21 protein-coding genes and 1 pseudogene are annotated in these 22,831 nt (G+C 58.4%); 16 read left to right on the top strand and 6 right to left on the bottom strand.

What is annotated here, in order from left to right:
* Window positions 1-94: 94 nt before the first annotated feature.
* Window positions 95-949 carry a pirin family protein gene (locus tag CKW23_RS08815; RefSeq protein ID WP_025261131.1) on the top strand — a complete coding sequence of 285 codons (855 nt, stop codon included), beginning with the start codon at window positions 95-97 and terminating at the stop codon, window positions 947-949.
* 33 nt (window positions 950-982) lie between these two features.
* Here the strand turns inward: CKW23_RS08815 and CKW23_RS08820 are convergent, their stop codons facing one another.
* Together CKW23_RS08820 and CKW23_RS08825 are read right to left on the bottom strand one after the other, a co-directional pair.
* A complete protein-coding gene (locus CKW23_RS08820; RefSeq protein ID WP_025261132.1) occupies window positions 983-2,167 on the bottom strand; it encodes a patatin-like phospholipase family protein in 1,185 nt (394 codons plus the stop codon).
* 33 nt (window positions 2,168-2,200) lie between these two features.
* A complete protein-coding gene (locus tag CKW23_RS08825; RefSeq protein WP_025261133.1) occupies window positions 2,201-3,133 on the bottom strand; it encodes a lipid A biosynthesis lauroyl acyltransferase in 933 nt (310 codons plus the stop codon).
* A 121-nt stretch (window positions 3,134-3,254) separates the two neighbouring features.
* On the opposite strand from CKW23_RS08825, the gene minC reads away from it, so the two are divergent.
* From minC to CKW23_RS08855, 6 genes are all read left to right on the top strand, one after another.
* Entirely contained in the window at window positions 3,255-3,995 is a 741-nt protein-coding gene (gene minC / locus CKW23_RS08830) for a septum site-determining protein MinC (protein ID WP_025261134.1), read from the top strand.
* 230 nt (window positions 3,996-4,225) lie between these two features.
* Window positions 4,226-5,038, top strand: a complete 813-nt coding sequence (gene minD, locus CKW23_RS08835) for a septum site-determining protein MinD (RefSeq protein WP_025261135.1) — start codon at window positions 4,226-4,228, stop codon at window positions 5,036-5,038.
* The gene (minE, locus tag CKW23_RS08840; RefSeq protein ID WP_025261136.1) at window positions 5,039-5,299 is read left to right on the top strand and encodes a cell division topological specificity factor MinE; all 261 of its coding nucleotides are present in this window, start codon (window positions 5,039-5,041) and stop codon (window positions 5,297-5,299) included.
* A 91-nt stretch (window positions 5,300-5,390) separates the two neighbouring features.
* On the top strand, window positions 5,391-6,026 hold the full coding sequence (locus CKW23_RS08845) for an RluA family pseudouridine synthase (protein ID WP_025261137.1): 636 nt from the start codon (window positions 5,391-5,393) through the stop codon (window positions 6,024-6,026).
* Between the two features lie 112 nt (window positions 6,027-6,138).
* Window positions 6,139-7,428 carry a M18 family aminopeptidase gene (locus CKW23_RS08850; protein ID WP_025261138.1) on the top strand — a complete coding sequence of 430 codons (1,290 nt, stop codon included), beginning with the start codon at window positions 6,139-6,141 and terminating at the stop codon, window positions 7,426-7,428.
* Window positions 7,429-7,686: 258 nt separating this feature from the next.
* Window positions 7,687-8,028, top strand: coding sequence for a hypothetical protein (locus CKW23_RS08855; RefSeq protein ID WP_025261139.1), 342 nt, complete (start codon window positions 7,687-7,689; stop codon window positions 8,026-8,028).
* A 118-nt stretch (window positions 8,029-8,146) separates the two neighbouring features.
* On the opposite strand, the pseudogene CKW23_RS08860 reads toward CKW23_RS08855, so the two are convergent.
* Window positions 8,147-8,860: pseudogene (locus tag CKW23_RS08860) on the bottom strand (UTRA domain-containing protein); the annotation flags it as partial.
* A gap of 350 nt (window positions 8,861-9,210) precedes the next feature.
* Between CKW23_RS08860 and CKW23_RS08865 the strand changes: the two are divergent.
* The 6 genes from CKW23_RS08865 to CKW23_RS08890 all read left to right on the top strand — a co-directional run bounded on the left by CKW23_RS08865 (window position 9,211) and on the right by CKW23_RS08890 (window position 14,503).
* Entirely contained in the window at window positions 9,211-10,278 is a 1,068-nt protein-coding gene (locus tag CKW23_RS08865; RefSeq protein ID WP_095067440.1) for an ABC transporter substrate-binding protein, read from the top strand.
* Window positions 10,279-10,369: 91 nt separating this feature from the next.
* Window positions 10,370-11,176 carry an alkaline phosphatase family protein gene (locus tag CKW23_RS08870; RefSeq protein ID WP_025261142.1) on the top strand — a complete coding sequence of 269 codons (807 nt, stop codon included), beginning with the start codon at window positions 10,370-10,372 and terminating at the stop codon, window positions 11,174-11,176.
* Window positions 11,155-12,015 (top strand): ABC transporter permease subunit, encoded by an 861-nt coding sequence (locus CKW23_RS08875; protein ID WP_038399965.1) that lies wholly within the window; start codon window positions 11,155-11,157, stop codon window positions 12,013-12,015. The genes CKW23_RS08870 and CKW23_RS08875 overlap by 22 nt, the downstream gene beginning before the upstream one ends.
* Window positions 12,002-12,799: an ABC transporter permease gene (locus CKW23_RS08880; RefSeq protein WP_025261144.1), complete on the top strand. Its 798-nt coding sequence runs from the start codon at window positions 12,002-12,004 to the stop codon at window positions 12,797-12,799. Before CKW23_RS08875 ends, CKW23_RS08880 begins: the two co-directional genes overlap by 14 nt.
* 1 nt (window position 12,800) lies before the next feature.
* Window positions 12,801-13,790 carry an ABC transporter ATP-binding protein gene (locus CKW23_RS08885; protein WP_025261145.1) on the top strand — a complete coding sequence of 330 codons (990 nt, stop codon included), beginning with the start codon at window positions 12,801-12,803 and terminating at the stop codon, window positions 13,788-13,790.
* A gap of 59 nt (window positions 13,791-13,849) precedes the next feature.
* Window positions 13,850-14,503 (top strand): HAD family phosphatase, encoded by a 654-nt coding sequence (locus CKW23_RS08890; RefSeq protein ID WP_025261146.1) that lies wholly within the window; start codon window positions 13,850-13,852, stop codon window positions 14,501-14,503.
* A 117-nt stretch (window positions 14,504-14,620) separates the two neighbouring features.
* Here the strand turns inward: CKW23_RS08890 and CKW23_RS08895 are convergent, their stop codons facing one another.
* Entirely contained in the window at window positions 14,621-15,583 is a 963-nt protein-coding gene (locus CKW23_RS08895) for an NAD(P)H-quinone oxidoreductase (RefSeq protein WP_095067441.1), read from the bottom strand.
* Window positions 15,584-15,932: 349 nt separating this feature from the next.
* On the opposite strand from CKW23_RS08895, the gene CKW23_RS08900 reads away from it, so the two are divergent.
* The 3 genes from CKW23_RS08900 (at window position 15,933) to CKW23_RS08910 (ending at window position 22,064) form a co-directional block, all read left to right on the top strand.
* Window positions 15,933-17,777: a hypothetical protein gene (locus CKW23_RS08900; RefSeq protein WP_095067442.1), complete on the top strand. Its 1,845-nt coding sequence runs from the start codon at window positions 15,933-15,935 to the stop codon at window positions 17,775-17,777.
* 315 nt (window positions 17,778-18,092) lie between these two features.
* A complete protein-coding gene (locus CKW23_RS08905) occupies window positions 18,093-20,174 on the top strand; it encodes a carboxy terminal-processing peptidase (protein WP_176767537.1) in 2,082 nt (693 codons plus the stop codon).
* Window positions 20,175-20,291: 117 nt separating this feature from the next.
* A complete protein-coding gene (locus tag CKW23_RS08910; protein ID WP_025261150.1) occupies window positions 20,292-22,064 on the top strand; it encodes a bifunctional diguanylate cyclase/phosphodiesterase in 1,773 nt (590 codons plus the stop codon).
* Between the two features lie 10 nt (window positions 22,065-22,074).
* Here CKW23_RS08910 and CKW23_RS08915 read toward each other — a convergent pair whose 3' ends face one another.
* Both CKW23_RS08915 and CKW23_RS08920 read right to left on the bottom strand, forming a co-directional pair.
* Complete coding sequence (locus CKW23_RS08915) at window positions 22,075-22,440, bottom strand: hypothetical protein (RefSeq protein WP_025261151.1); 366 nt, start codon at window positions 22,438-22,440, stop codon at window positions 22,075-22,077.
* Complete coding sequence (locus tag CKW23_RS08920; RefSeq protein ID WP_025261152.1) at window positions 22,437-22,778, bottom strand: helix-turn-helix transcriptional regulator; 342 nt, start codon at window positions 22,776-22,778, stop codon at window positions 22,437-22,439. Before CKW23_RS08920 ends, CKW23_RS08915 begins: the two co-directional genes overlap by 4 nt.
* Between the last annotated feature and the right edge of the window lie 53 nt (window positions 22,779-22,831).

A 22,831-nucleotide genomic window follows, 5' to 3' on the forward strand; every position in this document is an offset into this window, starting at 1 on the left:
AAATCAGATTTATATGTGGCAAAAATCAACCCCATCAATCGAAGCATTCACACTAAGATGGCGCCATTCTCACCTGAACAGGAGTGCCCTTTTCATGGCTCAATTTCGTAAAGTGCTGTCGATTCAAGCTGGCCAACCGACTTCAGACGGGGCCGGTGTGCGCCTGACGCGGGTATTTGGCGGCCAGGGTGTCGAGCAGTTCGATCCGTTTCTGATGCTCGATGAGTTCGGTTCGGACAAGCCGGACGACTACATTGCCGGCTTCCCGCCGCACCCGCATCGCGGTTTTGAAACCGTGACGTACATGCTTGAAGGCCGCATGCGCCATGAAGATCACATGGGCAATGTCGGCCTGTTGCAGAGCGGCGGCGTGCAGTGGATGACGGCGGCACGCGGCATCATTCACAGCGAGATGCCGGAGCAGGAAGAAGGTGTAATGCGCGGTTTCCAGTTGTGGCTGAATCTGCCGGGCAAGAACAAGTTGATGGACGCCAGTTATCGTGACATCCAGCCGCAAGACATCCCGCGCCTGACCACCGAAGCCGGTGTGGAGGTGGTGGTGATTGCAGGCCGGTTTGACGATGGCCAGGTTCAACAGGATGGCGCCGTCCAACGGCCGGATACCGAGCCGCAGTATTTCGACTTTCATCTGCCAGCAGGCCGCAGCATCAGCCCGCTCATCCCGGCAGGACATCGGGCGTTGCTTTATGTGTACGAGGGCGCCATTGAGGTTGAAGGTTGCCCGCAAACCGTTGGCGCAAGCCGTCTGGTACGGTTGGCCGATGACGGCGAGTTGCAGATCAACAGTGCGAATGGTGCGCGAGTGCTGTTGATTGCGGGCAAACCCTTGCGCGAGCCTGTGGTGCAATACGGGCCATTCGTGATGAATACCCGCGAAGAGATCGAACAGGCATTGCGGGATTTCAGGGATGATCGGTTGACGGCGTGATGTGAAGTGTCTTCGCTCATTCGCGAAAAACGATTACTCCAACCGCAAGAACCGCTTCAACTCCTCCCGCTGGGCCATGGCATCGCGACGACCAAGGTCGATCAGTTCGCTGCAATAGCCCGCCTCGAACAGCAGGTAGCTCAAGACGCTGGCGCCACTGGTTTTGGTCGCCCCCGGCCCGCGCAGGAAGGTGCGCAGTGCCGGTGGCAGTTCATGGCGGTGGCGGGCCGCGATCTCGTCCAGAGGCTGGCTCGGGGAAATCACCAGCACGTCGACCGGCGCCATGCCGGGTTGGCGTCTGGCCTGCTCGTCAGCCAGCAGTGAACTCATCAGGTTCAGTCGCTCAAGCAATTCAATATCGCTTTCCAGGTTGTCGATGAAGGTGCTGTTGAGCATGTGGCCACTGATTTGCGCCAGGCTCGGTTGAATGCCGCTGGTGGCCCGATGGATCTGCTTGTTGGGCTGCACGCCTCGCGGGTTGCCGCTGACACCCACCACCAGCACGCGATTGGCCCCCAGATGCAACGCAGGACTGATGGGGGCCGACTGCCGCACCGCGCCATCGCCGAAATATTCATGTCCGATTTTCACCGGCTCGAACAGCAGCGGGATCGCCGAACTGGCCAACAAGTGGTCCACGGTCAATGCTGTCGGCAGGCCGATACGTCGATGGCGCAACCAGGGTTCGATGGTGCCGCCGCCCTGATAGAAGGTCACCGCCTGCCCGGACTCGTAGCCAAAGGCTGTTACCGCTACAGCCCGCAAATGATTGCTGTCGATGGCAGCATCGATGCCCGACAGATCAAGCCGCTCGCCGAGCAGGTCGCGCAAGGGCGAACTGTTGAGCAACGCGACAGGAAGGTCACGGCCCAGCCCGGTCAGGCTGCGCCCGAAAAAACGCCCCGCCTGGCGAATCACGCCAGGCCAGTCGCTGCGCAGCACCTGGTGGCTGCGAAATGACTGCCAGAACTCCGTCAACTGGCGGATCGCGATACGAAAGTGCAACGCGCCACTGGCCAGTTTCACGGCATTGATAGCGCCCGCCGAGGTGCCAACGATCACTGGAAACGGGTTGGCGGCGCCTGCAGGCAGAAGATCGGCAATCCCCGCCAGTACACCGACCTGATAAGCAGCTCGAGCGCCACCTCCTGACAGGATCAAACCGGTAACCGACTCTTTCTCGTTCACTGCATTTGTCACTACTGCACGCTCTGGCATCTACAACGGACCTCAGTGAACAACCATTTCTTTTTATTTATGTTTTTTGTATAGCTTCGGTTCATCCTCCGGTCGACTTTTAAAACGTCGATGCGCCCAGAGATATTGCTCCGGACATTCAGTGATGGCAATTTCAATCCACTGATTGATGCGCAAACAATCCTCTTCATCGCTCTGGCCGGGGAAATCCGTCAGCGGCGGATGAATCACCAGCTTGTAACCACTGCCGTCTGCAAGGCGTTGCTGGGTGAAAGGCACGACCTGGGCGCGCCCCAACTTGGCGAACTTGCTGGTGGCCGTCACTGTAGCGGCCTGAATGCCGAACAGCGGCACGAACACACTCTGCTTGGCACCGTAGTCCTGATCCGGTGCATACCAGATGGCACGGCCGGAACGCAGCAGCTTGAGCATGCCACGCACGTCTTCGCGCTCGACGGCCAGTGAATCGAGGTTGTGCCGCTCGCGACCACGACGCTGGACGAAATCGAACAACGGGTTCTTGTGTTCGCGATACATGCCATCGATGGTGTGTTGCTGGCCCAGCAAAGCTGCACCGACCTCAAGGGTGGTGAAATGCAGGGCCATGAGAATCACGCCCTCGCCCTTCTGCTGGGCATGCTGCAAATGCTCCAGCCCTTCGATGTGGGCAAGCTTTGCCAAACGGCCCCTTGACCACCACCAGCTCATGGCCATTTCGAAGAAGGCAATGCCCGTGGAGGCAAAGTTTTCCTTGAGCAACTGCTTGCGCTGAGCGGCGGACAAATGCGGGAAACACAGCTCAAGGTTGCGCGAAGCGATATATTTTCGATCAGTGGCCACGCAGTACATCGCCGCGCCCAGCAGACGACCAATCACCAGCAGCGCTCGAAACGGTAACTGGACAATCAGCCACAAGAGCCCCAACCCCAGCCACAGCGGCCAGAAACGGGGGTGAAGAAAACTGGCTTTAAAACGCGGGCGATCCATTTAAGCTTCCGTCAGGACAAAGGCTGCGCATTCTACATCGGTTCGACCCGGCTTGCGGCCCGAGGGCGTTCTCGTTATAAGTCTCGGCACTTTTAGCGACAAGCTGTTGTGTATCCCGACCATGAGCCAGATCGAATCGCAAAACCCGGACCCAGTGTTTCAGCTCAAAGGCAGCATGCTTGCCATTACCGTCATGGAGCTGGCCCGGAACAACCTCGACGCCCTGGACCGTCAATTGGCGGCCAAGGTTGCCCAGGCCCCCAATTTTTTCAGCAATACACCGCTGATCCTGGCACTGGACAAACTCTCGCCCAATGAAGGGAACGTGGATCTGCCCGGTCTGATGCGCGTCTGCCGTCAGCATGGCCTGCGCACCCTGGCGATACGGGCCAACCGCATCGAAGACATTGCCGCCGCCATCGCCGTCGATCTTCCCGTGCTGCCGCCATCCGGCGCCCGGGAACGTGTGCTGGAGCCTGTCGAAGCAGAGGCGCCGAAAAAGATTCCCGAGAAACCGCCAGAGCCAACCGTCAAGCCAACGCGCGTGATAACCGCTCCAGTCCGCGGCGGACAGCAGATTTATGCCCAGGGCGGCGATCTGGTGGTCGTGGCACCAGTGAGCCCCGGTGCGGAACTTCTGGCCGATGGCAACATCCATGTTTACGGCCCAATGCGCGGCAGGGCACTGGCAGGCATCAAGGGCGACACCAAGGCACGGATCTTTTGCCAACAACTGGGCGCCGAGCTGATTTCGATTGCCGGGCAATACAAGGTTTCCGAAGACTTGCGCAGGGATCCTCTCTGGGGTGCTGCGGTACAAGTCAGCCTGTCCGGTGACGTGTTGAACATCATTCGTCTTTAACGGATACTGCCGCAATTTTCAAAGCATCTCTGATTCGTCGCGAAAACGTAGTAAAGGTTGTAGGAAATCCGGAGAAACACCTGTTTCTCGATGGTTACACTCATCGAAGTAATGGCTCATAGCCATCTTTGAAGGCGAGCTTCCGTGATTTCCGTCATTCTTCGATTAACGTCGCTTCAAGGGATGCTCTTCAGGGACTAACTGTCCTTTTCCTCTAGGGGTGATACACCTTGGCCAAGATTCTCGTGGTTACATCCGGCAAGGGTGGTGTGGGCAAGACCACCACCAGCGCCGCCATCGGCACAGGCCTCGCTCTGCGTGGTCATAAAACAGTGATCGTCGACTTCGACGTCGGCTTGCGTAACCTGGACCTGATCATGGGTTGCGAGCGCCGCGTGGTGTACGACTTCGTCAACGTCGTCAACGGCGAAGCGACACTCACTCAGGCCCTGATCAAAGACAAGCGCCTGGAAAACCTCTACGTGCTTGCAGCGAGCCAGACCCGCGACAAGGATGCGCTGACCGTCGAAGGCGTCGAGAAGATCCTCGATGAGCTGAGAGAAAACTTCGAGTTCGTGATCTGCGACTCCCCTGCTGGTATCGAAAAAGGCGCCCATCTGGCCATGTACTTCGCTGATGAAGCGATCGTCGTGACCAACCCGGAAGTCTCTTCGGTACGTGACTCGGACCGCATGCTGGGCCTGCTGGCCAGCAAGTCGCGCCGCGCAGAGCGCAACGAAGACCCGATCAAGGAACACCTGCTGCTGACCCGCTACAATCCTGAGCGCGTTACCAAAGGTGAAATGCTGGGCGTCGAAGACGTCGAAGAAATCCTCTCGATCCGTCTGCTGGGTGTGATCCCGGAATCCCAGGCGGTCCTGAAGGCTTCCAACCAGGGTATCCCGGTCATTCTCGACGACCAGAGCGACGCCGGTCAGGCGTACAGCGATGCGGTCGATCGCTTGCTGGGCAAGGACGTTGCTCATCGTTTCGTCGATGTGCAGAAGAAAGGATGGTTCGAGCGTCTTTTTGGAGGCCGCTAAATGAATATTTTTGACTTCTTTCGTGACCGCAAAAAAGAAAGCACGGCCTCGGTAGCGAAAGAGCGTCTACAGATCATCGTGGCGCACGAACGCGGCCAGCGGAGCACACCGACACCAGACTATCTTCCTGCCCTGCAGAAAGAACTGGTGGAAGTGATCCGCAAATACGTCAACATCGAGTCAGACCAGGTACAGGTCGCTCTGGAGAACCAGGGCAGCTGTTCGATCCTGGAACTCAACATCACCCTGCCAGATCGCTGATCCGGCAGTTGTCCACGGCGGTATGGGTGGCACCTCTTTCGGAGTGCCGCGCATACCGCCGTTGGCGTTTACAGCGTTTCGAGGCCGTTGCATGCCGTTGTCGAACATCCGCATCATCCACCAGGACGCCGCCGTTCTGGTCATCGATAAACCCACATTACTGCTTTCAGTCCCTGGTCGTGCCGACGACAACAAGGACTGCCTGATTACCCGCCTGCAGGAAAACGGCTACCCCGAAGCCCGAATCGTGCACCGACTGGACTGGGAAACCTCCGGCATCATCCTGCTCGCCCGGGATGCCGATACCCACCGCGAGCTGTCTCGCCAGTTCCATGACCGCGAAACCGAGAAGGCTTACACCGCCCTGTGCTGGGGTCAGCCAACCCTGGACAGCGGCAGCATCGACCTGCCCCTGCGCTACGACCCGCCGACCAAGCCCCGGCATGTGGTGGATCATGAAGCCGGGAAGCACGCGCTGACCTTCTGGAAGATCGTGGAGCGCTACGACACTCACTGTCGCGTGGAACTCACGCCGATCACCGGTCGCTCCCATCAGTTGCGGGTACACATGCTGTCCATCGGGCATCCGCTGCTGGGTGATGGTTTGTACGCCCATCCAGAGGCGTTAGCGGCCTATCCGCGCCTGTGCCTGCATGCAAGCATGCTGAGCTTCACTCATCCGGTCAGTGGCGAGCGGTTGAAATTCGAGTGTGCGGCGCCGTTTTGAAGAGTTCGCGAATAAATTCGCTCCCACACGGGGTTGTGTGCGAATTCATTCGCGAAAAAGCACGACTGAGGCCAATACGGTAAACTCGCGCCATTGCTGTCTGGAGCTACCTATGCGCGAAGAGCTGAACAAAGGCCTGATCGACTTTCTCAAGGCCTCCCCTACCCCGTTCCATGCCACTGCAACCCTTGTAAATCACCTCGAAGCGGCCGGTTTCCAGCGTCTGGACGAGCGCGAAACCTGGGCGATCGAAACTGGCGGGCGTTATTACGTCACTCGCAATGATTCCTCCATCGTCGCGTTCAGAATGGGCCGCCAATCGCCACTGACCGGCGGTATCCGCATGGTCGGCGCCCACACCGACAGCCCGTGCCTGCGGGTCAAGCCGCAGCCGGAGCTGCAGCGTCAGGGCTTCTGGCAACTGGGCGTGGAAGTCTACGGCGGCGCGCTGCTGGCCCCCTGGTTCGACCGTGACCTGTCGCTGGCCGGGCGTGTGACCTTCCGCCGTGATGGCAAGGTCGAAAGCCAGTTGATCGATTTCAAGCTGCCTATCGCGATCATTCCCAACCTGGCCATCCACCTCAATCGCACCGCCAATGAAGGTTGGGCAATCAATGCCCAGAACGAACTGCCGCCGATCCTGGCCCAGGTGGCCGGTGACGAACGCGCCGACTTCCGCGCCCTGCTCACCGAGCAACTGGCCCGTGAACATGACCTGAACGCAGACGTGGTGCTCGATTACGAGCTGAGTTTCTACGACACCCAGAGCGCAGCCGTGGTCGGCCTCAATGGCGACTTCATTGCCGGTGCCCGTCTGGACAACCTGCTGTCCTGTTTCGCAGGCTTGCAGGCGCTGCTCAATAGCGACACCGATGAAACCGCTCTGCTGGTGTGTACCGATCATGAAGAAGTCGGCTCCTCGTCGACCTGCGGCGCAGACGGCCCGATGCTGGAGCAGATCATCCAGCGCCTGCTGCCCAACGGCGAAGACTATGTGCGTACCATCCAGAAATCGCTGCTGATTTCTGCGGACAACGCCCATGGCGTGCACCCCAACTACGCCGAAAAGCACGACGCCAACCACGGCCCGAAACTCAATGCCGGGCCGGTCATCAAGGTCAACAGCAACCAGCGCTACGCCACCAACAGCGAAACCGCAGGGTTCTTCCGCCACCTGTGCATGGCCGAAGAAGTCCCGGTGCAAAGCTTCGTGGTACGCAGCGACATGGCTTGCGGCTCGACCATCGGCCCGATCACAGCAAGCCACCTGGGCATTCGTACCGTGGATATCGGCCTGCCGACCTTTGCCATGCACTCGATCCGAGAACTGGCCGGCAGCCATGACCTTTCCCATCTGGTGAAAGTGTTGAGTGCGTTCTACGCCAGTCACGAGCTGCCGTAGTTTCCCTTCTTCGCGAATGAATTCGCTATCGCGGATTCATTCCCCTCAGAATGCTTCAAGCGCAATGCCGAAGCCTTCATTGCTTCGTGTCGACTAAAAACAGTGACAGCAACTAACAAACTCCTATTCGCTGCTATTCAACCTCAAGAAATAATCTTGAGTGGGTTCAATCAACAGAAATGACACATAGATCACAAGGCGTCAGGAGTGCCTATATAAGGCCTCCATGAAGACAATAAAAAAATAAGGAAATTAATCATGAACACACCAACGCAAAAGACATTGCCACCCCCTTCGTTACCTCAACTAAATGACGACGGGGCATTGAGCCTGGCGCAGCTTCGTGGAAGCGGTATCAAGGTCGTTGTGCCCGTTTACCCTGCCATGAAAGCTGGCGACATGATTTCAGTCCCATGGGAAGGTACGCCTCAGGAATCAGAGCTTACTTTTCCGCAGATTCATACTGTTCAGCAGGTACAAGAGCTAACCCTCAAGATCCCCTATTCGTCAGTTCATTCAGGATGGAAAAAGCTGAAGATTTATTACCACGTCAAGGACGTTGGTGATTCCGGGTCGGTGGAAGTTGATATCGTTCCCTGAAGGATAGCAGTGGTTTACATAATACTTAGTTCAATAGTGGTTCGCCTCCCGGGCTCACTTGGCCCAGAGGCGAAACACTCTCTTTGAGGTCGCCGACAACCGGCAGACTGGACAGAAAATCTCCCGCCACTGCACTGACATGAATAGCGTCATGCCGCCAATATTCCAGGTCGCAGTCAATCAGGCGACCGCGTTGATCGTAGTTGACCCTGGCAATGCACAAGCCCGGGCTTCCCACTGAAACCTTGAGCGCCGCGCAGGCATCGGCATGCAGCGCCGTGGGCACGATTTCAAAATGTACCTGACCATAGGACAGATCGTAGCGACTGGCGTACAACTCGGTAAGCGACTGGCTGAGATCGCAATCGAGGATGCCGGGGAAATACTCCGGGTTCAGGTAATGCTCGACATACAGCACCAGACGCTGGTCGATGCGCCGCGCCCGGCAGATCTGGATCACGCTGGAAAGCGCTGGCAACTGGAGTTTTTCACAGATTTTCGCCGAAGCCGGTTGCAGTCGCGCTGAAATGATCTGGGTTTCAGCCACGCGCCCTTGTGCCTGGACCATCGCATGAAAGTGGCTGCGGCGGATCAGGTCATAGGCCAGACGCGGAGGCGAGACAAACCAGCCACGACGCTCCTCGCGATAGATCAGTCCTTGGGCTTCCAACTGCACCAGGGCTTCGCGCAGGGTGATACGGGTCGTATCAAATACTTCACTGAGCTTGCGCTCGGCAGGCAGTTTGCTACCCGACGGTAACAAACCGTGCTCGATCTGCTCCTGCAAGGCATTGCAGATGGTGGTTACCGCTCGTGGTACATCTTCGCGCATCAGGATACCTGGCTGGACTAGACCAGCTCCATTAAAGGGCACGCTTAGAGACTTGAGCCCTCATTGAAAGTGCTTTCAAGCCTAGATCGCATATATGACTGTCATGTGACAAATCGCTTCACATTCCATGCCAATGGTCGCTTGAACACCGGGAAAGTCCTTGGAGAACAGGCTATCCAGGATGGTCTACGCTTAGCCTTCAGCGCAGCTCACAGGCTTTGACCATAGAACAGAAAACACCACTCGACACAAAAATGTCATGCAAGAAGCCTAACTTGGCTCAGGTATTGCTGATCTAGACCAACCATCCGCAACGAACGCTTCCTGAAGAAGTGCAAAAGGAGATTTGAATGAAACACCTATTGTTGGCATCACTCCTCGGTTCCGCCATCGCCCTGAGTACCTCGGTTATGGCAGCGGACACAGACCTCAAGACGCTGGAAGCCGCAGCCAGAACCGAAGGCGCGGTCAATAGCGTCGGCATGCCGGATGACTGGGCCAACTGGAAAGCGACCTGGGCCGACCTGGAAAGCAAGTATGGCCTCAAGCACATGGACACCGACATGAGCTCGGCTCAGGAAGTGGCCAAGTTCGATGCGGAAAAAGACAACGCCAGCGCTGACATCGGCGACGTGGGCGCAGCCTTCGGCCCGATTGCCGTTGCCAAGGGCGTGACCCAGCCCTACAAGCCAAGCACCTGGGAACAGGTTCCGGACTGGGCCAAGGACAAGGAAGGCCACTGGGCACTGGCCTATACCGGCACCATCGCCTTCATCGTCAACAAGAAGCTGTTGCATGGTTCTGAAGTACCGACCAAATGGTCCGACCTCAAGAGCGGTAAATACAAGGTCACTATCGGTGACGTGAGCACCGCAGCCCAGGCAGCCAACGGCGTGCTGGCGGCCTCCATCGCCATGAAAGGCGACGAGAGCAACGTCGCTCCAGGCCTGCAACTCTTCACCGAACTGGCCAGGCAGAAACGCCTGGCACTCAACAATCCGAATATCCAGAGCATGGAGAAAGGTGAAGTCGAAGTCGGTATCGTCTGGGACTTCAACGGCCTGAGCTACAAGGCCAAGATGACCAACCCGGACGATTACGTGGTGCTGATCCCGTCCGATGGCTCGGTGATTTCCGGCTACACCACCATCATCAACAAATACGCCAAACACCCGAACGCGGCTAAACTGGCGCGTGAATACATCTTCAGCGACGCTGGCCAGATCAACCTGGCCAAAGGCAACGCACGTCCGATTCGTGCCGAGCACCTGACCCTGCCGGCAGAAGTCCAGGCCAAACTGCTGCCAAACGAGCAGTACAAGGGCGTGACGCCAATCAAGAATGCTGCGGCGTGGGAAGCGACTTCCAAGAAGCTGCCACAGATGTGGAACGAGCAAGTCATCGTCGAAATGAACTGATCCGACACACGCTTGAGGGCGAGTCAGCCTGGCTGCTCGCCCGTTTCCCCCGTAACACCCTTGTATCAATTGCAGTTGGAGCGACCCGCTCATGAAACACAATGTCATCCTCATCGTGCTCGATGGCCTCAACTACGAAGTGGCAAGGCATGCGATGGGTCATCTCCAGGCTTACAGCAGTGCAGGACGGGCCGCGCTGTACAAGCTTGAATCCGAGTTGCCGGCGCTGTCGCGCCCTTTGTACGAATGCATTCTGACCGGGGTCACGCCCCTCGAAAGCGGCATTGTGCACAACCAGGTTTCACGCCTGTCCAACCAGCGCAGCATGTTCCACTACGCCACCGATGCCGGGCTCACCACGGCAGCGGCGGCTTATCACTGGGTCAGCGAGCTGTATAACCGAACGCCGTTCAACGCCGCCCGCGACCGTCATACCGACAACCTGGCGCTGCCGATTCAGCACGGGCACTTTTACTACGCCGACCATTACCCCGATTCGCACCTGTTTGCCGACGCCGAAAGCCTGCGGGTCAAGCACGCACCGAATCTGTTGTTGATCCACCCCATGAATATCGACGACGCCGGCCACAAGCACGGCCTCGACAGCCCGCAATACCGTAACAGCGCACGCAGCGCCGACATCCTGATTGCCGATTACCTGCAACGCTGGCTCGATGCCGGTTATCAGGTACTGGTCACCGCCGATCACGGCATGAACAACGATCGATCACATAACGGGCTACTCCCCGAAGAACGTGAAGTACCGCTGTTCGTGCTGGGCGATGCATTCAGCCTCGATGCCCAGGCAGCCCCCAGACAAACCGAGCTATGCGGCACTGTCTGCGAACTGCTAGGCGTGCCCCACGACAAACCGGTATGCCGGGAGATCCTCAATTGACTACCAACAATCGTGGTAAATGGCTCGGGCTGCTATGCCTGCTGCCGTTTGCCCTGTTCTTCATCGTGTTTCAAATTGCGCCGCTGGCCTGGGTGGCGATCAACAGCCTGCACTCCGAAACAGGCTGGGGGTTTGACAACTTCGCCAAGGCATTCAATTCCCGCTTCTATCGCCAGGCCATTCAGTTCAGCCTGGAGATCAGTTTCTGGTCCAGCCTGTTCGGCATCGTGATCGCGGTACTGGGCAGCCACTCGCTGCGCAACGTGGATTCGCGGCTGCGGGATTTCGTCAACTCCTTCGCCAACATGACCAGCAACTTCTCGGGTGTGCCCCTGGCCTTTGCATTCATCATCCTGCTGGGCTTCAACGGAGCCGTGACGTTGATGCTCAAGAAGGCCGGGATCATTGAAGACTTCAACCTGTATTCCAAAACCGGCCTGATCATTCTCTACACCTATTTCCAGATCCCGCTGGGCGTATTGCTGCTCTACCCGGCCTTCGATGCCTTGCGCGAAGACTGGCGCGAGTCCTCGGCCTTGCTCGGTGCCAGCAGCTTCCAGTACTGGCGCTATATCGGCCTGCCGGTCCTGGCGCCTGCGCTGCTGGGAACCTTCGTGATTCTGCTGGCCAATGCCTTGGGGGCTTATGCCACCGTTTACGCCTTGACCACCGGCAACTTCAACGTGCTGCCCATCCGCATCGCAGCCATGGTTTCCGGGGATATCAGCCTTGATCCGAACATGGCCAGTGCCCTGGCAATGATTCTGGTCGGGCTGATGACGCTGGTCACGGTCGTTCATCAATGGTTGCTGAAGAGGAGCTACCATGTCTCGCGCTGAAAGAGGTCCCGCCGGGATCTACCACCGCTTCGTGGTGTATGTCCTGTTCCTGATCCTGCTGCTGCCACTGGCTGGCACGCTGCTGTATTCACTGTCCACCAGTTGGTCGGCGAGCATTCTGCCCAGCGGCCTGACCTTCAAGTGGTACATCGCACTGTGGAGCGACCCGCGCTTTCTCACTGCATTCGGTCAGTCGCTGCTGGTCTGTGTGGGCGCCCTGATTCTGTCGGTGGTGCTGATCCTGCCGCTGCTGTTCGTGGTGCATTACCACTTCCCGCGCCTGGATGCGCTGATGAACATCCTGATTCTGCTGCCCTTCGCCGTGCCACCCGTGGCCTCGGCCGTGGGCTTGCTGCAACTCTATGGCTCCGGGCCGTTTGCCATGGTCGGCACGCCCTGGATTCTGATTGGCTGCTACTTCACCGTCGCACTGCCGTTCATGTATCGGGCCATCAGCAACAACTTGCAGGCGATCAACCTCACCGACCTGATGGACGCCGCCCAGTTGCTGGGCGCCAATACCTGGCAGGCGGCTTTCATGGTGGTGCTGCCCAACCTGCGCAAAGGCCTGCTGGTCGCGTTGCTGCTGTCGTTCTCCTTCCTGTTCGGCGAGTTCGTATTCGCCAACCTGCTGGTCGGCACTCGCTATGAAACCCTGCAGGTGTACCTCAACAACATGCGCAACAGCAGCGGGCACTTCAACAGTGCGCTGGTGATCTCTTATTTCCTCTTCGTGCTGGTGCTGACCTGGGCCGCCAACCGACTGAACAAGGACAAAGACTGATATGAGTTTTGTCAGTATCGAAAACCTGCAGAAAAGCTACGCAAGCACAGCGGTGTTCAGTGACATCAACTGCACGATCGAACGCGGTGAATTCGTTACCCTGCTCGGCCCGTCGGGCTGCGGCAAGTCGACCCTGCTGCGTTGCATCGCCGGGCTGACGTCAGTGAACAGCGGTAGCATCCTGCTCGATGGTCAGGACCTGGTGCCGCTTACTCCGCAAAAGCGCAACATCGGCATGGTGTTCCAGAGCTATGCGCTGTTCCCCAACATGACTGTGGAGCAAAACGTAGCGTTCGGCCTGCGCATCCAGAAGGTCAACGCCGACGACACTCACAAGCGGGTCGCCGACGTGCTGAAGCTGGTCGAGCTGACCGACTTCGCCAGCCGCTACCCGCACCAGATGTCCGGCGGCCAGTGCCAGCGCGTCGCTCTGGCCCGCTCGCTGGTCACTCGCCCTCGCCTGCTGCTGCTCGACGAGCCGCTGTCGGCGCTGGATGCGCGGATTCGCAAACACCTGCGCGAACAGATCCGCGCCATCCAGCGCGAACTGGGCCTGACCACGATTTTCGTCACCCACGACCAGGAAGAAGCGCTGACCCTGTCAGACCGCATTTTCCTGATGAACCAGGGTCGAATCGTCCAGAGCGGCGATGCCGAAACCCTCTACACCGCGCCGGCAGACGTCTTTGCCGCGGGCTTCATCGGCAACTACAACCTGCTTGAACCCGATGACGCCTCCCGCCTGATGCAGCGCCCGATCAACAGCCGCGTCGCGATCCGCCCTGAAGCCATCCAGCTCAGCCTGACCGGCGCACTGGAAGGCGAAGTTCTCAGTCACAGCCTGCTGGGTAACGTGATCCGCTATCGTGTCCAGGCACGAGACGTGGAACTGGTGGTCGACGTACTCAACCGCAGTGCAGAAGATCTACACCCCGATGGGCGACGCGTGAGCCTCAAGATAGAGCTTTCGGCGTTATGTGAGGTGGCTTGAAGGCAGCGGCAAGCTGCAAGCCCCCCACTCACCCGAACAACAAACCTAAGGAGGCGTGCATGCCTTTAGCAATTTTCGATCTGGACGAAACCCTGATCGGCGGCGACTGCGCCAGTTTGTGGAGCGAACAGATGGGCCGCCTGGGCTGGGTCGATCCCGAGTCTTTCATGCAACGCAACAATGAACTGATGGCCGCCTATAGCGCGGGCAATCTGGCCATGGAAGATTACATGGCGTTCAGCTTGGAGCCTATGGCAGGCCGTACGCCAGAGGAAGTCGATCATCTGGTCGGCCCCTGGGTGGAAGACGTCATTGAACCGATCATCTACAGCGACGCCTGCAAATGCATCGCGCAGCATCGGGCCAAAGGCGACCGCATTCTGGTGATCTCTGCGTCTGGCGTACACCTGGTCAAACCCATTGCCGAGCGTCTGGGCATCGATGAAGTGCTGGGGATCGAGCTGGATGTGCAGAACGGCGTCTACAGCGGTGCAACCGTCGGCGTGCTGACCTACCGCGAAGGCAAGATCACCCGCCTGATGGACTGGCTGGACGCCGAAGGTGAAAACCTCGAAGGTGCCAGCTTCTACTCCGACTCCCGCAATGACCTGCCGCTGCTGCTCAAGGTTGACTATCCCAATGTGGTCAACCCTGATGCCGTGCTGCGTGAACATGCCGAAAAGGCTGGCTGGCCGGTGCATGACTGGAAGTAATCCCGTCATGCATTAAAACGCCGTGCAGGATTCATTCACGAATATATTCGCCCCTGCACACGATGAGTGAGGGCGCCGCAGAACGCGACGTGGGTGATCTCCTGCACGGCAATGGAGCTAAACGAGGCTCTCGTCGATCACCAGCACAATCTTGCCCGACACCTGATTGGTCGCCAGCTCCGCAAAGGCAGCTTCGGCGTCCTTGATCGGGAAGGTCCTGGCCAGTTGCGGCTTGAGGCGTCCTTCAGTGAATAACGGCCAGACGTGCTGGCCCAGGTCACTGAGCAGGTCCGCCTTGAACTGCTCGCCACGGCTGCGCAAGGTCGACCCGAGAACCTGGATACGCTTGCCCAACACTTGAGCCAGGTCTACCTGTGCCTCGCGCCCGCCCATCAGGCCGATCAGCACCCAGCGACCATCGAGCCCCAGCAGCTTGACGTTCAGGGCCGCGTAATTGGCGCCGACCGGGTCGAGGATTACATCGAAGGGGGCGAAGTCGCTCAGGCTTTCCAGACTGTCGCTGCGCACGACACCTCCCTGGGCACCCAGTTCGACGCAATACGCCAGACGCTCGGTAGAGCCGACGCTGACCCACACCGGGCTGCCGAATGCCTTGCAGAGCTGAATGCCAGCAGAACCGACGCCACTGGCGCCAGCGTGCAGCAAGACTTTTTCACCAGGCTTCAGGCCTGCCAGTTGAAACAGATTCAGCCAGGCCGTGGCATAAACTTCCGGGATCGCTGCCGCTTCATGCAGCGACAGACCTTCAGGGACCGGCAGCACATGACGCGCGTCGACCACCACTTCTTCGGCCATGGCACCGCCCGCCAAGAGCGCGCAGACGCGGTCGCCGACCTGCCAGGAAGTGCCCGGACCGACTTCGTCGATCACACCCGAGCACTCAAGCCCCAGAACTGAGGTCACGCCTGGCGGTGGCGGATACAGCCCGGCACGCTGCAACAAATCGGCCCGATTCAGGCCCGCAGCGGCCACTTTGATGCGAACCTGCCCCACATCAAGAGCCGGACTTGGCTCTTCGACCCATTCCACATGTCCTTCAACGCCTTGTAATGCCTTCACAGTGCCTCCGTCGTGAGTCAAGACTGAGCCCCAGGCAGCCGCCCCGGGCTTTTGCATTATGCGACCGAGTCCACGAACGGGCGACCTTTAAGCTGCCCGACTGTCCGGCACTGTCATTTCTGACAGTGACATGCAGATTCATCGGTTAAATACTCCCCCGACACTGTCGCATCGCAGGACTCCGGAAAGGATTTTGGAGGACTCCAGTCATGGCCAGCACTCACCTGAAACACATCGTGTTCGATTGCATCGCCACGGCCTGCTCCGATCTCCAGCCCGCGTTTCGATCAGCGGGCATCGCTCCGGTGTACCCGCCTTCAAGGAAGTCATGACATAGCAGGAGCCATTCATGAATACATCCTTTACCTCACTCAGCCAACAACCCGGGCAATTGCCCGCTCTGCAGATCCCGTCAATCGACCTCAGCGGAAACGATGGGTTGGGTTGGGCCCAGCTCAACGATCCGCAAAAAGGCGTAGCGCTGTTTGCGTTCACGCCCGTCGGTACCGCCAAAGGCGATCTCGTCGAGTTGTGGTGGAACGGCAAGGTCATCCAGAGCCTGCTCGCACACCCTGACCGGAGTTCCATCGACTTTTCGGCGCTGCCTCAGGACATTCCCGATGAGCCGGAGATATCCGAAGTGTTCTACCGGATCACGCCCGCTGCGGGCGGGACACCTGCGGACTCTCCCGTGCGCCAGGTACGGGTCAAACGCAGCGTACCCGGTGGCCTCGATACGGATAACCACACGCCCTACATCAATGACACTCTGGCACCTGTAGAAAACCTGCCCTCGAATATCGAGGTGCCAACCGAGCTGCCACTGACCATCGCCGCCTGGGACAATATGCAGGAAGGCGACGTTCTCCGTCTCTTCTGGGCGAGCAACGAATTCTTCGTCGAAAACCCGCCGCTGCCTGCGGACCAGACAGGCAAACCGCAAACCATCATCGTGAGCGCCGCGCTGCAGAAGGCTGCTGGCAACGGTAGCAATCTGGCGGTCTATTACGAGATCCGCGACGGGGTCAGCAACTGGTCGGGCTATTCGCTGGCTACGTTCACCCATGTCGATATCCTGGTGCTGCCTGCACCCAGCGTGCGCGAAGCGCCTGAAGGGGTACTGGATCCACTCCAGGCCGTGGCAGGCGCAACCGTGGTGGTAGCGTACCGCGGCATGCTCGACACCGATGATATCCGCATACGCTGGGACGGCCACGAGGATGCTACCGACCCTGTTTCGCAGCCCGGCAATCCGACCGGGAGTGTCGAGTTTACTGTCACGCCGGCTGCCATTGCCCCCACCCTGGGGAGCACACTGGAACTCATCTATGTCGTGACCCGTGATGCGGCCGAACTGGAGTCAGATGCCTTGCCTCTGACAGTAGAGACATTACCCGAATCGTCTCTGCCGACACCGAAAATCACCCAAGCCACGTACCCCAGCAAGGTACTGAAGGTCTTCGAATTAAATGATGATGCCGATCTGACCGTCGCGGCCTGGCCGCTCATCGCATCAGGTCAGCGCATATGGCTGCGTTTTGAAGGCATCGCCCGCGATGGCTCGGACTATAAATGGAATCACCCGGTCTGGCAGGACTTCGCGATCACCCATGATGCGGAGCAGAGCACTCAGGTGGCGTTGAGTGAACTGCAAAAACTCAAGAACAATAGCTACTTGCGACTGATCATGGAGGTATCGTTCGACAGCGGACTTACCAGAACACCGTTTCCGATCAATAGCCTGACAATTGTCTCTTATTACCCGGTAAGCGGTTCGGAGAACTGGGAAAGTTTTAACTTCCAGGAATTGCCTGTTGGACAAATAGTGAGGTGTTCGGATGACATGACTCTTTTGATCCGTCTAAGCCCGATCCTGATTGCAGACCTCAGTGCAGCTCATCCTGCCTTCGGTAATCGCACCCTACAGGTCACAGGATATAACCAGTGCATACTCAACTTTTCCGGGTTGATCAAAACCCTGACGCTGTCTTACGTTGGCGCAGATCCAGTCACGGATCACATCACGTTCTACGACGCCAATAACAATTTTATCGTTGATGCACCACTGCAATCCGCCTCAGGCACCGCTACCCGGACAATTCACCTTAGCCAGCCATGCCTTCATTGCACGGTATATATAGGCCAGCACACAGTACTCCTGGACAACCTGAGCTGGACGGAATGGGCCCCTTGAGCCGGCGCCCGCCTCTGAAACGTTCGGAGGCGGGCCTCCACCAGAATCCGGCGGGACGTTGATGACATACATCTGTCCCGCCTCGTGCGCTGAGCCAAAGCTGAATGCTGGCTGAATCAACCCTGCCTGATGCGCTCAGCCCCGGCACATATGCTTCGACGCCTTGCAATGCCTTCACAGTGCCTCCATAGTGAGTCCAGACTGAGCCCGTAGCTGTTTAGCCGGGCTTTTGCATTATGCGGCCGGGTCCGAAGGAACCGGCGACCTCAAAGACGGCCTAATATGCGTTCTCACTTGTCACTGCGTCGAATCAGCATGAAGCACTTACTCCCAAGCACCGCCCTCGCACTGTCTATCGGCCTGAGCCTGTTGCCGATGTCAGCCAGCACTTTTGCCGCCAACAGCTGGGATAATCTTCAGCCGGACCGCGACGAAGTGGTTGCCAGTCTCAACGTGGTCGAGCTGCTCAAGCGGCATCACTACAGCAAACCGCCGCTGGATGACAAACGCTCGGTCATCATCTATCAGAGCTACCTGAAGCTTCTGGACCCGGCCCGCAGCTATTTCACGGCCAGCGATATCACAGAATTCGACAAGTGGCAGACCCAGTTCGACGACTTCCTCAAGAGCGGCGACCTGAACCCTGGCTTCATCATCTACAAGCGTTATCTGGATCGCGTCAAGGCGCGTATGGACTTCGTTCTGGCAGAGTTGAACAAGGGTGTCGACAAGCTCGACTTCAATGCCAAGGAAACCCTGCTGGTCGACCGCAAGGACGCCGCATGGCCCAAGAACGAAGCCGAACTCGACGAGCTGTGGCGCAAACGCGTCAAGGATGAAGTCCTGCGTCTGAAGATCGCTGGCAAGGATCCGTCGAAGATCCAGGAAACCCTGACCAAGCGTTACAAGAATCAACTGGCGCGCCTGGGCCAGACCCGCGCTGAAGATATCTTCCAGGCGTACATCAACACCTTCGCCATGTCCTACGATCCGCACACCAACTACCTGTCTCCCGACAGCGCGGAAAACTTCGACATCAACATGAGCCTGTCGCTGGAAGGCATCGGCGCCGTGTTGCAGAGCGACAGCGACAACGTGAAGATCGTGCGTCTGGTACCGGCAGGCCCGGCAGCCAAGACCAAGCAGGTCGCTCCGGCCGACAAGATCGTCGGTGTCGCCCAGGGCGACAAGGAAATGGTCGATGTGATCGGCTGGCGCCTGGACGAAGTGGTCAAACTGATTCGCGGGCCAAAAGGCTCGGTGGTACGCCTGGAAGTCATTCCTGCCAGCAATGCCCCGAACGACCAGACCAGCAAAATCGTTTCCATCACCCGCGAAGCGGTCAAGCTTGAAGAGCAGGCGGCGAAGAAGTCGATCCTGCACCTGAATCAGGATGGCAAGGACTACAAGCTCGGCGTCATCGAGATTCCAGCCTTCTATCTGGACTTCAAGGCCTACCGTGCTGGCGACCCGCAGTACAAGAGCACCACCCGCGACGTCAAGAAACTGCTGACCGAGCTCAAGGCAGAGAATGTCGATGGCGTCGTGCTGGACCTGCGTAACAACGGCGGCGGCTCCCTGCAGGAAGCCACCGAGCTGACCAGCCTGTTCATCGAACAAGGCCCGACCGTTCTGGTGCGTAATGCCGACGGCAAGGTCGATGTCCTCGAAGACGAAGCCAAAGGTGCCTTCTACAAAGGCCCGATGGCGTTGCTGGTCAACCGCTTGTCAGCATCGGCTTCGGAGATTTTCGCAGGCGCCATGCAGGACTATCACCGCGCACTAGTGATCGGCGGGCAGACCTTCGGTAAAGGCACCGTTCAAACCATTCAGCCGCTCAACCATGGCGAGCTGAAACTGACACTGGCCAAGTTCTACCGGGTATCCGGTCAGAGCACCCAGCATCAGGGCGTGGTGCCGGACATCACTTACCCGTCGCTGATCGACACCAAGGAAATCGGCGAAAGTGCCCTGCCCGAGGCCATGCCATGGGACAGCATCAAGCCGGCGATCAAGCCTGCCATCGATCCGTTCAAGCCATTTCTGGCGCAGTTGCAGTCGCGACATGAAGCCCGCACGGCCAAGAACGCCGAGTTTGTCTTCATCGAAGACCGCCTGGCCCTGGCCAAGAAGCTGATGAGCGAAAAAACCGTCAGCCTCAACGAAGCGGATCGTCGTGCCGAACACACCTCGATTGAAAACAAGCAGCTGGCTCTGGAAAACACCCGCCGCAAGGCCAAAGGTGAGGAACCGCTCAAGGAGCTGAAAAAAGAGGATGAGGATGCTCTGCCGGTAGAAAACGAGAAGACCAAACCCGAGGATGATGCCTACCTGGCGGAAACCGGGCGCATTCTGATCGACTACCTGGGTCTGAGCGGTTCGGTCGCCAGGAAATGACCACTTATCGTTAATGGCCAAATAATGGCATCTGTCATTAAACGGTCATTGATCTGTAGTGTAATAAGGGGCTGAGCGTAAGCGCGTTCAGCCCCTTTTTTATATCCAGAGACAGCCATGACGATGAATGAGCAGTTGAGTGCACTGAGTTCTATTCTGGCTCGTAGTGATTTGCACAGCTTGTTCCAACCCATCGTTTCGCTCTCGGGACGCAGCATCCTGGGCTATGAAGCCCTGACGCGAGGCCCGTCCAACAGCAAGCTGCACTCCCCCATCAATCTGTTTTCCGTGGCACGCAAGGCAGGTCGTCTCAGCGAGCTGGAACTGACCTGCCGCGACGGCGCCTGTCGTCGCTTCAGCCAGCAGAAGCTGCCGGGCAAGCTGTTTCTCAATGTCTCCCCCGAATCGCTGTTGGAAGCCTCCCATCCACCGGGTCGCACCCTTGAAATGCTGCAACGCTACGGTATCGCCCCGAAAGATGTGGTGATCGAACTGACCGAGCAGATGCCCACCGATGATTTCGAGCTGCTGTACAACGCGCTGCACCATTACCGCGACATGGGGTTTTCCATCGCACTGGATGATCTGGGTGCCGGTTACTCCAGCCTGAGGCTGTGGTCGGAACTGCGCCCCGATTACGTGAAGATCGACCGCCACTTCATCGACGGCATTCATCAGGATGCGGTCAAGCGCGAGTTTGTCGGCTCGATGCTGCAAATGGCCAAGGCTTCACGAGCCACAGTGATCGCCGAAGGCATCGAACTGCAGGAAGAACTCGCGGCGCTGACCGAAATGGGCGTGGACCTGGTGCAGGGGTATCTCCTGGCCCGCCCTCAGGAACGCCCATCGCGGGACGTGAGGGTCATGCTGCCCAAGACCGAAGTGGTCACCACATCCCTGAACGAAGAAGCCTCGGATCTGAGCGCCCTGCTCAACCCGCAACCCTCGGTCAATAAGGAAACCCCGACCGCCGACGTGCTCGAAGCCTTCCGCAAACAGGCAAACCTCAATTCACTGGCCGTGCTGGACGAGAACTTCCGGCCCTGCGGCATCGTCCATCGCCACTCATTGTCCGAAGTGCTGCTCAAGCCGTTCGGCACCGAGCTGTTTGCCCGCAAACCCATCAGCCGCCTGATGAGCGATGACTTCCTGGCCGTGGAAGTGAACCAGTCCCTGCAACAGGTCAGCCGCCTGCTGACCAGCCGCGCACGTCAGCGTATCGAAGAAGATTTCATCATCACCAGCAACGGCATCTACATTGGCCTGGGCCGGGTGATCGATGTTCTGAAACTGATTACCGAGTTGAAGATCCAGCAGGCCCGCTACGCCAACCCGCTGACCCTGCTGCCGGGCAATGTGCCGATTCAGCAATGCCTGACGCGCCTGTTGCAGCAAGGACGCGAATCGATGATCTGCTATGTCGATATCGACAGCTTCAAGCCTTTCAACGATATCTACGGCTACGCCCGTGGCGACGAGGTGTTGCTGTGTCTGGCCCAATGCCTGAACGATCGTATTGACCCGAGCCGTGATTTTGTCGGGCATATTGGCGGCGATGACTTTCTGATGGTGCTGGGCTTCGAGGAGTGGGAGAAACGCCTGCAGTCCCTGCTCGATGACTTCCAGAACCAGTGCCGACGTTTCTACAGGGCCGAACACCTGCAATCCGGCTGCTTCACGGCCCTGAACCGCCAGGGTCAGCGTCAGGAGTTTCCACTGCTGTCGCTATCCATTGGCGTCGTGCACCTGCGCGAAGAAAGCTGCTCGCAAGTGGACGCCAGCCAGTTGGCCGACCTGGCCTCCCAGGCAAAACACTTCGCCAAGGATGTCGCGGGTGCCAGCGTGCATGTGATCGATTCGTTGCGGCTGGATCTGTTGTCCAACGCCTGAGAATTCGCTCCTACAGTGGTTCGGGGTAGGAGAACTCGAACACTCGCACCACTTCCGAGGCATGCCAGGCGGCAGCGGCTACGCCGTCGGAGGGGCCGGAGAATCTGCCCAGCCGTTCTACACACTCGAAGAAGCCGGGACGCGGTAAACGACTCGCGCCCTGGCTGATGACCAGCGAGCTGCGCAACGGCTGTTCGGCGCGCACGTCCAGAGCGGCAAGATGCTCAAGGGCGGCGGTGAGGGTCTGCATGGCCGGGCTGGGTAATTTCAGACGCTCCAGCAAGGCCCTGTAGGTCACCAGATGACGCTGGCGGCGCGCATCGTCCAGTTCGCTCAACAGTCCATCCCAATGCTGACGACTGATGCGCACACTCATGACTCGCTTCTCCAGCCTGGAAGTCCCAGCTCCCATGCCAGGCTGCGCTTGATCGCGGCATCGGGTTCACGGGTTCCGTTTTCGATCAGCTCCAGATAGGACGGGCTGATACCCACTGCCCGTGCCAGCTTCGCGGCTTCAAGCCCCTTGGCTTCGCGCAGGGCAGCCAACTGGTCAAAAGCCGGGTAATCGGCACTGGAAGCTTCGCTGGATGCCTGAACAGGCTCCGTACGTGTCTTTTCCGCAAAGCCTGCGGCTTTCAGGAGCGCCTGATACTGAGCCCACGGCAGAACTGCATATTCCGGCTCTCCATCACGAGAAATCACTTGAAGATCCATACACCCCCCCTGTAGGACAAAAACACATTTTGTATAGGCTTGCTCCAGATGCA

Source organism: Pseudomonas sp. Irchel 3A18, from assembly GCF_900187465.1.
In the GTDB taxonomy this organism is placed as follows: domain Bacteria; phylum Pseudomonadota; class Gammaproteobacteria; order Pseudomonadales; family Pseudomonadaceae; genus Aquipseudomonas; species Aquipseudomonas cichorii.

What these genes read in the sequence shown, in the direction of transcription:
- CKW23_RS08815 (WP_025261131.1), top strand. Translation starts at nt 95, where the DNA reads ATGGCTCAATTTCGTAAAGTGCTGTCGATTCAAGCTGGCCAACCGACT.
- CKW23_RS08820 (WP_025261132.1), bottom strand. Translation starts at nt 2,167, where the DNA reads ATGCCAGAGCGTGCAGTAGTGACAAATGCAGTGAACGAGAAAGAGTCG.
- CKW23_RS08825 (WP_025261133.1), bottom strand. Translation starts at nt 3,133, where the DNA reads ATGGATCGCCCGCGTTTTAAAGCCAGTTTTCTTCACCCCCGTTTCTGG.
- minC (WP_025261134.1), top strand. Translation starts at nt 3,255, where the DNA reads ATGAGCCAGATCGAATCGCAAAACCCGGACCCAGTGTTTCAGCTCAAA.
- minE (WP_025261136.1), top strand. Translation starts at nt 5,039, where the DNA reads ATGAATATTTTTGACTTCTTTCGTGACCGCAAAAAAGAAAGCACGGCC.
- CKW23_RS08845 (WP_025261137.1), top strand. Translation starts at nt 5,391, where the DNA reads ATGCCGTTGTCGAACATCCGCATCATCCACCAGGACGCCGCCGTTCTG.
- CKW23_RS08850 (WP_025261138.1), top strand. Translation starts at nt 6,139, where the DNA reads ATGCGCGAAGAGCTGAACAAAGGCCTGATCGACTTTCTCAAGGCCTCC.
- CKW23_RS08855 (WP_025261139.1), top strand. Translation starts at nt 7,687, where the DNA reads ATGAACACACCAACGCAAAAGACATTGCCACCCCCTTCGTTACCTCAA.
- CKW23_RS08865 (WP_095067440.1), top strand. Translation starts at nt 9,211, where the DNA reads ATGAAACACCTATTGTTGGCATCACTCCTCGGTTCCGCCATCGCCCTG.
- CKW23_RS08870 (WP_025261142.1), top strand. Translation starts at nt 10,370, where the DNA reads ATGAAACACAATGTCATCCTCATCGTGCTCGATGGCCTCAACTACGAA.
- CKW23_RS08875 (WP_038399965.1), top strand. Translation starts at nt 11,155, where the DNA reads ATGCCGGGAGATCCTCAATTGACTACCAACAATCGTGGTAAATGGCTC.
- CKW23_RS08880 (WP_025261144.1), top strand. Translation starts at nt 12,002, where the DNA reads ATGTCTCGCGCTGAAAGAGGTCCCGCCGGGATCTACCACCGCTTCGTG.
- CKW23_RS08885 (WP_025261145.1), top strand. Translation starts at nt 12,801, where the DNA reads ATGAGTTTTGTCAGTATCGAAAACCTGCAGAAAAGCTACGCAAGCACA.
- CKW23_RS08890 (WP_025261146.1), top strand. Translation starts at nt 13,850, where the DNA reads ATGCCTTTAGCAATTTTCGATCTGGACGAAACCCTGATCGGCGGCGAC.
- CKW23_RS08900 (WP_095067442.1), top strand. Translation starts at nt 15,933, where the DNA reads ATGAATACATCCTTTACCTCACTCAGCCAACAACCCGGGCAATTGCCC.
- CKW23_RS08905 (WP_176767537.1), top strand. Translation starts at nt 18,093, where the DNA reads ATGAAGCACTTACTCCCAAGCACCGCCCTCGCACTGTCTATCGGCCTG.
- CKW23_RS08910 (WP_025261150.1), top strand. Translation starts at nt 20,292, where the DNA reads ATGACGATGAATGAGCAGTTGAGTGCACTGAGTTCTATTCTGGCTCGT.
- CKW23_RS08915 (WP_025261151.1), bottom strand. Translation starts at nt 22,440, where the DNA reads ATGAGTGTGCGCATCAGTCGTCAGCATTGGGATGGACTGTTGAGCGAA.
- CKW23_RS08920 (WP_025261152.1), bottom strand. Translation starts at nt 22,778, where the DNA reads ATGGATCTTCAAGTGATTTCTCGTGATGGAGAGCCGGAATATGCAGTT.